Origin of the sequence: Paenibacillus sp. 1001270B_150601_E10 (assembly GCF_015558675.1) — a bacterium.
Lineage (GTDB): Bacteria > Bacillota > Bacilli > Paenibacillales > Paenibacillaceae > Paenibacillus_B.
In genome coordinates this window covers 442752-453627 of record NZ_JADMOL010000004.1, presented here as the reverse complement: position 1 = coordinate 453627, position 10876 = coordinate 442752, and the positions used below count along the sequence as shown (strand labels likewise).

The window sequence follows — 10876 nt, the reverse complement described above, 5'->3', positions numbered from 1 at the left end:
AGTGGTGACCCGTAGGGGATTCGAACCCCTGTTACCTCCGTGAAAGGGAGGTGTCTTAACCCCTTGACCAACGGGCCACATTCATAACTTCTTGTTACTTCGTCAGCAACAATTAAGAGTATAGCAAACGGCAAAGAAGATGACAAGCCTTTTTTTTAAGTTTTTTCACTTGAAATGTTAACCATTAATCTTGAGATTATTACCCTGTAACGAGGTCCAATATAGCTTCTCCTGAACCTCGTTACTTCATGCGATATTACAATAAATATTGAAGGAATATAGTTGCTGTTCCAAAGTAGACTGTCAACGAAAAGATATCGTTCAGCGTGGTGATCAAAGGCCCTGAGGCGACTGCGGGATCAAGCTTCATTTTATAAAGAATGACCGGAATGATCGTTCCCGCCATCGTCCCGATCACAATGGTTAAGAACAAAGAGAAGCCAACCACGATCCCTAGCGGGAAGCTGTTCTGCCAGATGCCCGCAATGAGAGCGATGCTTATTCCACAAACGATGCCAATCATGAGGCCTACACTAAGCTCGCGCCAGAATAAACGTACAATCGTTTGTCGATCGAGATGACGATGAGAGCCAAGCCCCCGAATAACGACCGCAAGCGATTGAGTTCCTGTATTCCCTGTCATCCCCGCAATCATCGGCATAAAGAATATAAGTGCAACGACCTGATTTAGCGTATCCTCGAATTGGCTCATAATACTGCCTGACACAAGCCCTAGGAACAGCAGCATGATCAGCCATGGCAATCTTCTTCTCGCTGCGACCAAGGCTGGAGTACGAAAGTCGATCGTCTTGTCCGTACCCGCCAATTTGTTGATGTCTTCATTTGCCTCTTCACGAAGGACGTCGAGCACGTCGTCAAAGGTAATGACCCCGATCAATCTGCGATACGCATCAACAACAGGCAAGGATACAAGGTCATATTTTTCAAATAGATGCGCAACCTCTTCCTGGTCAGTCTCAGCTGTTACGGAAATAATATTTTCCTGCATCAGATTCATGATGATCTCGTTTTCTGGAGAAAGCACGAGATCTCGGTAAGTAACCATCCCGATGAGGGACTTTTGCTCGTTTACCACATACAAATACTGAACATCATTCGTTAGCTCTGCAAACTGCTTTACCTTCTCTACCGCTTCTCGAACTGTAAAGCTCTCTTTGAACCATACATAACGGTTGGTCATGATACCACCGGCAGTCTCGCTGCCGTAGGTCATCAGTTCCTGAACGTTCTCCCGCTCTTTAGCTTCCATGATGGACAGCATGTATTCCTGAATCTCATCTGGAACCTCAGCCATCATATCGGCCAAGTCATCGTTGTCCATTCGGTTCAACACCTGTGCTGCACGAACCTTGCCCAGCATGTACAAAGCTTCGATCTGAGCTTCAGGCTCCAGCTCACTTATCGCGTCTGCCAGCGACTCAATATCGAGCAGTTCAAGATATGACGATCGAACATCCTCTTCGAGCTCCTTGAACATGATGGCAAGGTCATAAGGCTCCCAATCCTCAAATTGCGCTCGCAACTGATCGGACTGCCCTTGTCTGATCTTTCTTTCGACTGCTCGGGACAGCTCCTTCAGATGCTGCTCCCGGCTGCGCTTCTCGCGCTTATCCATTTCTGACATTCCGATCACCTTCTACCCATTTCTGTTTACCCTACTTTTTCTACACCTGCCTTATGGTCATGAAGCCAAGTTGCACCAAACTATATTAACATACTCATAATTAATCCTCATGAGGAAAAAAGAACCACAACTACTCCCTTCGCCTCGACATGCCAAAGCATGTTGTACTCCGTTATATAGTGTGGTTCTTCTTGTTCAAAGACATCCATTGTAAATATTAACCCGATAAAAACAAAAAATCCCTTACGGGATCATGAGAAAAGATAAAGTTAAATGGCGGAGAAAGGGGGATTCGAACCCCCGCGGCTGTTACACCCTAACGCTTTAGCAAAGCGCCCCCTTCGGCCTCTTGGGTATCTCTCCAAAGTGGCTCCCCGAACAGGACTCGAACCTGTGACAACTCGATTAACAGTCGAGTGCTCTACCAACTGAGCTATCAGGGAATGACAATAATTAATGTAACATGGACAAAGTTCAATGTCAAGTCATTGGGATAAAAAAGAAAGCGGAACCACCGAAGGCTGAGTATACACGGAATCTGCAGCTCTGATGCTTCCATGGCTCCGCGAAATATCTATACGGACGTCTTCTGATCCTCAAACCATCGTCCGATGGTGACAATTAAGGCACCCATTCGCTCTTCTTCCGGGATCAGAATCCGCTCGATGCCTTCATCGATTAATGCCGAGGCCGTAACCCTGCCGACTGCAGCCGCAAGGGTACGCGCTCGGAACACTTCACGCAAGGCATCATCCACGCCATGCTCCTTCGCGTACTCGAATAGAAAGCGAGCCTGTGGAGCACTTGTCATCGCAACCACATCAATGCGATGCGCGAGCAGCTCTTTGGTAAGCAGCGCAAGCTCTTCTTCGGCAGGAGGCGTATGACGGTAAGGCATGAGCTCGATGTACGATGCCTGAAACTCCTCCATGAATTCAACCAGCTTAGGGGCAGGATCGCCATGAAGCTGAAGCGATACATGTGCATCCTTCCAGTCCTCGTTGATCTGCGTCAATCCTCGTATTAAGCCAAGCGTGGAGCCATCGTCATCACGAACGTCAGGCGTTATGCCGAGCTTGCGCAGTGCATTCACTGTCTTGTAGCCGCGGGCAGCATGCTTCACAGATGCGAGCTTCTCGAGCAGCCTCTCAAGCTTGCCTCCAGCTTCTGCAGCCTCTACAAGCTTGCCGAGTCCCATCCCCGTCGTCCAAATTGCCCAATCAAGGGGATGCTCCAGCAGCTTGTCCACCTCAGCCTCCAAGTGCTCAAAGCCTTCGAACATGGTTCCTTGCGCGGAACGGACAAGTGGAATTCCACCTTGCTTTTTGACAAGAATGCTCATTTCCTCCGCTTTGCGTGGACCTGTAATTGCAACAACTCTACCATCTAATTTCCCCATAACGCATCCTCCCGCCTCTAATCAAGATCTAACGAATGCTCTCCAAGGCTAATTTGCCGCGGCATTTGCCGCATACATACTTTTTAACATCGACCTTGCGCTTGCGCAAATACTGTTGTCCGCAGCTGTGACAAACAAGTCGGTATCGGTAAGGCTCAGCTTTCTTCTTCTGCGATTCAGGCAAGCTCTTGCAATAGCGCGAGCCCCCTACCTTGGCAAGCAGTTGCTTAAACTCTGCGTCCTGGTGTTTATATCCTCTCTTTGCAAGATGCAGATGATAGTGGCAGAGCTCATGCTTAATAATGCGCTCCACCTCTTCCGCTCCATTTTGAACAAACTGCTTCGGATTAATCTCGATATCATGGGATTTCAGCAAGTAGCGACCGCCTGTTGAGGAAAGCCGATGATTCCACCTTGCCAGGTGTCGAAAAGGAATATGGAAATCCCGCAGCGAAACAATCTCAATCCATTGCTGCAAGTATTCATTGGTCAGTGCGGTTGTCATCTTCCCCCTCCTTGTACCCCCACTTTATCACCCTTACGAAAACGATGAATCTACTTGAATTTGTACTTGAACTCCTTTACACTGTCAAGAGAAAATGATGAACGACGAAGGAGAGAGACCCATGCCTAAGATGCGCTACCTCGTATTCCAACAGGAATCCAGGCTGGAATTTGTCGAGATGCCTGCAGATTACGCGTATCAATTGAGTGCGCTCAATCTGCGATTGAATAAGGAAATCAGCAAGCTTACTGCATTGAATGTACCGAGGCTGCCAATTGCTGTAGCAGAATGCGACCATCTGGAGCTGCTCCGTGAAGAGGACCAGATCGTTAGCGGCATCACCTACTTGAATCAGTTGGAGAAGAGCTTTGCTGCCATTCAGGAAACGGAATATCCTCTGATCTCCTTGCTAACGGAAATTCGCGCATTGGAAGCGCAGCTTGAGCAGTGGTATGAGGAAGAAGAACTCTTGTCCTAATCCGTTGAAGGTTGAAAATCATGAGTAGGTTTTGATGCAACCCATTGGACTTATCATGCTTTTTTTAAAAGAAGCCCAGCCGTATTTGTCAATACGGGTTGGGCTTCTCTTATATATTCCAATCCCCAATTAGAATGGACCTGCACCAAAAGGCACAATCGCCCATAAGATAGCGGTACAACGGGAAACAATGCATGACTCCCATGCAGATCACGTCACAGGGAGGCTATCCTATGCCGCAATGGTTGAGCAATCAATTAATGAGAGCCTTTCAGAAAAAGGATCGGCGTCAAATTAAGCTTTTAAACGAGTGCTGGTTTTTTTACCGTTCGAACCCACAAACGCGCAGCTAAATGGAAACAGCGATTGAGAGCCATATTCGCTCATATCCGTTTGTTTACAAAGCGATAGCTCCATGCGTTATGGATGCTGTTCAGCTGTAAGGAATCGAACAACACAATCCCGAGCTGTCCATAGGATGTCTTGGGATATTTATTTTGATCTACAGGACAAGCTTTGACCCAAAAACAACCCAGAAACGAATTATCTGGGCCTTCTCCGATTCTTGCTTTTTACACCACCACGCAAGCTCGTTAATAAAACATCAGGGAGGCCTGACTCGCCATCTCCTTCTCCCTGTATTTTTTCGTCTCTTGCCTTCAATAAAGAAAGGAGTGCGACTACATCCGCTGCAACGGCTAGAAAAGCAGCAATAATTTCAAGATCATCCGAGCTGAGTCCAGACAGGTTCTCTGCTGTATTGCTCTGGTTATTTGTCGTATGGTTAGCGTTATTGCTGCTGTTATTATTGTAGCTGTTTTTTCTGCCATTTCGATTACTGCTGCTAGACCGTTGAGATTTTTTTGACATTCGCACTCCCCCTTTCTGATCCAACAAGGGATTCTTGCCCATCTGTACTACAGTATGATGCTGACGGATGTTTAGGCAGGGCTTGCGCCTAATCGCATAGACAATAACAGGCTGCACCGAGGGTGCAGCCTGTGTTAAATGGATCCAATATGATCACTTTGAAACCGGTGTATAATCAAGCGGAACAAAGCAAGCACAGCAAGGAATGAGGGCTGCTACGAATTTGCCTTTTAGCTAAGCCTGTTGGGCTTCTATCGGCGCTTTCATCGTAAGACCAACGCGTCCCTTTTTGAGGTCGACATTCAGCACCCATACGGTAACATTATCTCCCACAGCCACGACGTCCAATGGATGTTTGACGAATTTATCGCTTAGTTGAGAAATATGGACGAGCCCGTCATTTTTAATGCCAATATCCACAAAAGCCCCAAAATCAATGACATTTCGAACCGTTCCTTGAAGCTCCATCCCCGGCTTCAAGTCCTCGATCTGAAGGACGTCCGTTCTAAAGATAACGGGTGGAAGCTCTTCACGCGGATCTCGACCTGGACGAAGCAAGCTGTCGATAATGTCTCGCAAGGTAGGCACGCCTACATCGAGCGCATGAGCAGTCTCATCCATGTTAAGCGAATGAAGCTTGTCCTTTAATTCCTTCGATCCAATGGCAGCCTGCGTAAGACCAAGCGAGCCAAGCAGCTTCTCCACTACCTTATAGGATTCAGGGTGAATCGGCGTGCTGTCAAGCAAATTTCCGCCATCTGTAATGCGCAGGAAGCCTATCGACTGCTCATATGCTTTCGGACCAAGCCGAGGTACTTTTTGCAGCAGGCTCCGCTTCGTGAACTTGCCATTCTCTTCACGGAACTTCACGATATTGCGGGCAAGCGTTGCATTGATTCCCGATACGTATGACAACAAGGATGACGAAGCTGTATTCACATCGACGCCGACATGGTTTACAGCCGACTCCACGACGGCGCCAAGGCTTTCTTCTAAGCGCTTCGGTGTTACATCATGTTGATACTGCCCAACGCCAATCGCCTTCGGCTCAATCTTGACAAGCTCCGCAAGCGGGTCCTGCATCCGGCGGGCAATGGAAGCTGCGCTTCGCTCCGCAACGTCAAGATCCGGGAATTCCTCCTGCGCTAGCTTGGATGCGGAATAGACGCTCGCTCCGGCTTCATTGACGATCACATATTGCAGCGTATCGCCCTTCTTCGCTTTGCGCTTGCCGATCCAATCAGCAACGAACTGCTCCGTCTCGCGCGAAGCCGTGCCGTTGCCGATCACGACGAGCTCAAAGCGGTATTGATCCGCTAAGCGGTCAAAGATCTTCTCTGCCTCCGCAACCTTGTTGTTCGGCGGTGTCGGATAGGTGACCGCGACCTCAAGCAGCTTGCCTGTATCATCTACGACGGCTAGCTTGCAGCCGGTTCGAAACGCGGGGTCCACGCCAAGCACGCGCTTGCCCTTCACCGGAGGCTGAAGCAAGAGGCTCTTCAGATTACTTGAGAACACCTGAATCGCTTGCTCTTCCGCCTTCTCGGTCAATTCATTGCGAACATCGCGTTCAATGGACGGGGCAATCAAACGCTTATAAGCATCCTCGATCGCTGCCTCGAGCAGATGCTGCACAGTCGAGGAACCTTTAATCCATCTGCGCTGAATATAAGCAAGAATGCGATCAAGCTCGACGTCAAGCGATACCTTAAGCATCTCTTCCCGCTCTCCGCGATTAATCGCCAGAATACGGTGAGAAGGCAGACGCTTCACAGGCTCTTGATAGGCATAATACATTTCATATACTGATTCTGCCTCTTGATCCTTTGCTTCCGTACGTATAATGCCATGATCGTATGTATATTGGCGAATCCATTGGCGAACGACTGGATCATCGCCGATCATTTCCGCGATAATATCCATTGCTCCCTGAAGCGCCTGTTCAACCGTCTCCACGCCCTGCTCTGCGTTCACATACTTCTCCGCTTCCTGCTCTGGATGTTGTGACTTTGGTTCAGTCAGAATCCAGGCTGCAAGCGGCTCAAGCCCGCGCTCCTTCGCTACGCTTGCGCGCGTCTTTCGCTTTTGTCGATAAGGACGGTAAAGATCCTCTACCTCTTGAAGCTTGACGGCACCCACGATGGTGTTTTTAAGCTTCAGCGTCAGCTTGCCCTGCTCTGCGATCAGGCGAAGCACTTCGGCTTTGCGATCTTCCAATCCTCTTAAATATTTCAAACGTTCTTCAATGGCTCGAAGCTGATTCTCATCTAGCTCGCCGGTCATCTCCTTGCGGTAACGAGCGATAAAGGGAATCGTATTGCCTTCGTCCAGCAGGTCAACGGTTCGCTGAATTTGGCCTTTTCCAAGTGCAAGCTCCTGTGCCAACTGGCGGAGCAGCGTATCCGGCTGCTTCGTCTTCATCTCCTCAAGGATGACATCCAGTGCTGACAGTTCTAACATTTCGTCATGTACAGTCATTTTCGAGCTTCCTTTCCATGCCTTTTCTATCACATTAACGTATCTATTGTCGCAAAAAAATGAAAGCATTTCCACTCCTCTGCGTCGGAATACCTATTACCCTGTCCTTAAGTATGATTTTGAACTTATTCCTGATCAAGTTCTTGTCAACGATATCGCGCTTCTATACAATATGATGTACAACACAACTACTATAACGCACACACAATACCCCTGCCTAGTGAGAAAGGAGGAAATAGACGTAGCGGTTTTTCCACCTTGATTCTCCGATTGTCGGCAATCATTCTTTCTTTTTTCTTACCACTTCAGCATGATCTTCTCAAGCTATCATCTCGTATGTCATAACCCGCGTATCTCTAACACCACTTTAGCATTCATTATTTTTCCCATCACTAAAACAGCATAACCATCTTGCCAGGGGATCTCTCCATTTGCAGCAGCTACCATTGAATATGAAGGAGTGTATTTGTCCATGAGTAAAAAGCAAACTCTGGTCACCACGATTCTCTCGATGACACTCGTATTCTCTATGCTTCAGCCTGTGCTTGCACAAGGAAATGAAGCTGTACCTTCTGTTACGGAAGTTACATACGGCAAAGAAGCAGTTCCTGCCAATCTTGAGCATGATTTGTCCATATTTGCTAAAGACCTTGCTGGAATTCCGCTTGACGGCGATTCCTATAATGGAGGGATTGCTCCAATTGGAGATCAAGCTTTCGCGGTAAGTGCGGATGGAAAGTCAACCTCCTTGATGGTGGCTGGTCGTTATGGCGCTGGACGTGTTACCGCTATCGGCGGTGAAGTGTTTTTTAATTTCAAAGATGCTGATGCACCAAGCAGTAATGCGCGAGTGGCCCGCAATACGCTATTATGGCTGACGGAGGATCTTCCAATGAGTTATGAGAAAGCGCTCGCAGGGGAAGGAACGGTATCGATTCTAACGAAAAGCGCAGACTTCGGCGCAAGATCGGATCTGCCTATTCAAGTCAAGAAGCTTGCAAACTGGTCAGACAAAGATACGGACGGCAAACCGTTGTTGGACCCTGAAAAATATCCTGTCGCACATATTGATTATGCCTATGTGACAAAGGAGGATGTTCCCCTTCTGCTCGATTATGTGCATAAGGGCGGCAGACTCGCAGTCGCGCTCAAGGGTTGGGTGCTGGAGCAGTTTCCATACGTTTCTAACGATAATGGCAAAGACCACGCCTTCTTAAGCAGCGATTACCCGCTGCAGGAACTGCTGAATAAGCTAGGGATCTCCTTAATGAACAACCAAGCAACCAAATGGGATGGGACAGCACCGATTCTAACGCCTCAAGAATCCAATCACTACAATTTGAATCATATATTGGTTGAAGCGAAGGCAGTTGAAGCCGGGACGAAGGACATTAAGGATACCGCTATCGGACTAACGAACTCATCCAGTCAAGATAAGCTTACAATCCTTACCTCTACATTGGTTGCTTCATTGGGTTCCTTATCGCCAGAAGCTCCTTTGTATGCCCAGGTCATTGCAGATTCAGAGAAGCTGGCGGGAGCTACTTTACCTTTCAATGCGACTTCGAAGCCGTATAGCGCAGCATTGCTGCCTTTGTTGCTAGAGCGTATCCTTAAGGATCCTAATGGTGCCAAGTCTCCATTTGCCGATGCCTTCCCTGGATCTGTACCAGCAGGCACGTCTAAGGTAGACAACAAACAGGTGAATGTAGACTTTGAGTTCTCCAAGTTCAGCTCCTTGCGTCAGCTGTATACGCCTGACAATTGGATTAGCACAGGCTTATACGCCAACCCAGGCGAATCGATTACAATTGACGTACCTGATGGGGTCACCGATCTTGATGTGCAAATTGGCGCCCATACCGATAATCTAAGCAGCCTAGGAATGGATAAATGGCTACGGGCTCCGGTCGTGACAAAAAAGGTATCGCTAACCCCTGGAGAAAACACTGTAACCAGTCCATATGGCGGCTTGATTTATCTCATTCCTACGAAGCCAACAGCAGGAAAAAAGGCAACCATCTCCGTTAGTGGAGGATATCATGTGCCATATTATGTGCTTGGTGAAACGAGCAATAATGAATGGAAGAAAACCATTCGCAATTATGATGCTCCATGGGCGGAACTTCAGTCTGAACGAGTCATTCTCACTGTTCCTAGCGAATATATTCGCAATCTCGACAACCCCGATGAGGTACTGAAGCTGTGGGATGAGATGTTTAAGGAGTTTGATGACCTTGCAGGTCTTACGCCAGATCAAGCTGAACCGCATAAAAGCGTGAATCTTCCTTTCCGTTACGTCGGAGATCACCAGATCAGTGCAGGGTTCATGCATGCAGGCTATCCGATTATGTTCTTCAGCAAATCCTCAGCGAAGGATGCCGTAACAGTGGAAGGCATTAAGACCCTTGGAGGCTGGGGCTGGTGGCACGAGACCGGTCACGAATATCAGCAAAGCCCATGGACTTGGGGAGCCATTACGGAAGCGACCGTTAACTTGTTCTCTCTAAGAGCACAAGACTACTTCCATAACTCCTCACGCCTGCTGCTTACTCGAACAGACGGAACGACGGTATACGACCAAGCTCTGAAGTATGTCAATAAGCCGAATGAAGGCAAGGACTTTAACAGCGATCAGATTGACGTATGGAGCCGCTTGGTTATGTTCCGGCAATTGCAGCTTGCCTATGGATGGGAGCTCTATACGAAGATCTTTACAAGCGTGCGAGAGATTCCAGCAGCAGAACTGCCGAAGAACGACAGTCAAGAGCTCGATCTATTCGTAGTGAAGGCCTCTGAGATGAGCGGCCACAATCTTCTTGAGTTCTTCGATAAATGGGGGCTCAAATACAGCGCTGCCGCAAAATCTAAAGTGACGGCAATGAACTTGCCTAAGCCTGATCAGGAGCTGTGGACGTTAAAAGAAACGTCCTTGGTTACGGGACCTGAAACGACACGTGCATATCAGCACGAGATCGTAAAGATTCCTTTCCAGCTTCATGGGGATGTTACATCCTTGACCGTGCAGGTAGACCAGTCGCCTGTTAAACAGGCCATAAAAGATCAGGTGATTACATTAGACCCTACTGCACTCTCACTTGCTCCTGGTGAGCATCGCGTATTCCTGACAGCTGCCGATAAACAAGGCAACAAAGAAACTGCAACCTTTACCCTTACAATTCGCCTCGATCTTGCAAATTTGGACGAAGTGGTGAACAAAGGGGCTGCTGAGAAACAAATTAAGGACCAGGCTACAGCCAACCAGCTATTGATTCTTATTCAGCAGGTTCAAGCAGCAAACACAGCTGAGGCGAAGCAAGCCGCATGGAAAGCTTTGGAGGATGAGATTCATGCAAAGACTCCATCCCGCATTCATAAGGATTACTCGGCGCTTCTGCTCAAAGATATTGCGTACTTAAAAGGGTAATTCCCTCTTTCCATTCCGCAAGGCGTCAAAAGCGCTTATCCCTCATTGGTGATATGCTGCTTTGGACGCCTTTT

8 protein-coding genes and 3 tRNA genes are annotated in these 10876 nt (G+C 48.1%); 3 read left to right on the top strand and 8 right to left on the bottom strand.

What is annotated here, in order from left to right; genetic code table 11:
• Positions 1–2 precede the first annotated feature (2 nt).
• The 6 genes from I2H74_RS13230 to I2H74_RS13205 form a co-directional block, all read right to left on the bottom strand.
• Positions 3–77: transfer RNA gene (locus I2H74_RS13230), tRNA-Glu, on the bottom strand.
• A gap of 179 nt (positions 78–256) precedes the next feature.
• A complete protein-coding gene (gene mgtE, locus I2H74_RS13225) occupies positions 257–1645 on the bottom strand; it encodes a magnesium transporter (RefSeq protein WP_420707446.1) in 1389 nt (462 codons plus the stop codon).
• Positions 1646–1919: 274 nt separating this feature from the next.
• Positions 1920–2008 (bottom strand) — tRNA-Ser (locus I2H74_RS13220).
• 4 nt (positions 2009–2012) lie between these two features.
• Positions 2013–2088: transfer RNA gene (locus I2H74_RS13215), tRNA-Asn, on the bottom strand.
• A 131-nt stretch (positions 2089–2219) separates the two neighbouring features.
• Positions 2220–3044 carry a uroporphyrinogen-III synthase gene (locus I2H74_RS13210; protein ID WP_195574414.1) on the bottom strand — a complete coding sequence of 275 codons (825 nt, stop codon included), beginning with the start codon at positions 3042–3044 and terminating at the stop codon, positions 2220–2222.
• 28 nt (positions 3045–3072) lie between these two features.
• Positions 3073–3549, bottom strand: coding sequence for a SprT family protein (locus I2H74_RS13205; protein ID WP_195574413.1), 477 nt, complete (start codon positions 3547–3549; stop codon positions 3073–3075).
• Between the two features lie 121 nt (positions 3550–3670).
• Here I2H74_RS13205 and I2H74_RS13200 point away from each other — a divergent pair, with 121 nt between their 5' ends.
• Together I2H74_RS13200 and cmpA are read left to right on the top strand one after the other, a co-directional pair.
• On the top strand, positions 3671–4027 hold the full coding sequence (locus I2H74_RS13200; protein WP_195574412.1) for a hydrolase/acyltransferase: 357 nt from the start codon (positions 3671–3673) through the stop codon (positions 4025–4027).
• A 233-nt stretch (positions 4028–4260) separates the two neighbouring features.
• Positions 4261–4380 (top strand): cortex morphogenetic protein CmpA, encoded by a 120-nt coding sequence (gene cmpA / locus I2H74_RS13195; RefSeq protein ID WP_085494293.1) that lies wholly within the window; start codon positions 4261–4263, stop codon positions 4378–4380.
• A 190-nt stretch (positions 4381–4570) separates the two neighbouring features.
• On the opposite strand, the gene I2H74_RS13190 is transcribed toward cmpA, so the two are convergent.
• Both I2H74_RS13190 and I2H74_RS13185 read right to left on the bottom strand, forming a co-directional pair.
• Positions 4571–4897, bottom strand: a complete 327-nt coding sequence (locus I2H74_RS13190) for a hypothetical protein (protein ID WP_195574411.1) — start codon at positions 4895–4897, stop codon at positions 4571–4573.
• A gap of 234 nt (positions 4898–5131) precedes the next feature.
• On the bottom strand, positions 5132–7375 hold the full coding sequence (locus I2H74_RS13185; RefSeq protein WP_195574410.1) for a Tex family protein: 2244 nt from the start codon (positions 7373–7375) through the stop codon (positions 5132–5134).
• Between the two features lie 472 nt (positions 7376–7847).
• Here I2H74_RS13185 and I2H74_RS13180 point away from each other — a divergent pair, with 472 nt between their 5' ends.
• Positions 7848–10802: a M60 family metallopeptidase gene (locus I2H74_RS13180; RefSeq protein ID WP_195574409.1), complete on the top strand. Its 2955-nt coding sequence runs from the start codon at positions 7848–7850 to the stop codon at positions 10800–10802.
• Positions 10803–10876 lie beyond the last annotated feature (74 nt).

What these genes read in the sequence shown, in the direction of transcription:
- I2H74_RS13190 (WP_195574411.1), bottom strand. Translation starts at nt 4,897, where the DNA reads ATGTCAAAAAAATCTCAACGGTCTAGCAGCAGTAATCGAAATGGCAGA.
- I2H74_RS13180 (WP_195574409.1), top strand. Translation starts at nt 7,848, where the DNA reads ATGAGTAAAAAGCAAACTCTGGTCACCACGATTCTCTCGATGACACTC.
- I2H74_RS13205 (WP_195574413.1), bottom strand. Translation starts at nt 3,549, where the DNA reads ATGACAACCGCACTGACCAATGAATACTTGCAGCAATGGATTGAGATT.
- I2H74_RS13200 (WP_195574412.1), top strand. Translation starts at nt 3,671, where the DNA reads ATGCCTAAGATGCGCTACCTCGTATTCCAACAGGAATCCAGGCTGGAA.
- I2H74_RS13210 (WP_195574414.1), bottom strand. Translation starts at nt 3,044, where the DNA reads ATGGGGAAATTAGATGGTAGAGTTGTTGCAATTACAGGTCCACGCAAA.
- cmpA (WP_085494293.1), top strand. Translation starts at nt 4,261, where the DNA reads ATGCCGCAATGGTTGAGCAATCAATTAATGAGAGCCTTTCAGAAAAAG.
- mgtE (WP_420707446.1), bottom strand. Translation starts at nt 1,645, where the DNA reads ATGTCAGAAATGGATAAGCGCGAGAAGCGCAGCCGGGAGCAGCATCTG.
- I2H74_RS13185 (WP_195574410.1), bottom strand. Translation starts at nt 7,375, where the DNA reads ATGACTGTACATGACGAAATGTTAGAACTGTCAGCACTGGATGTCATC.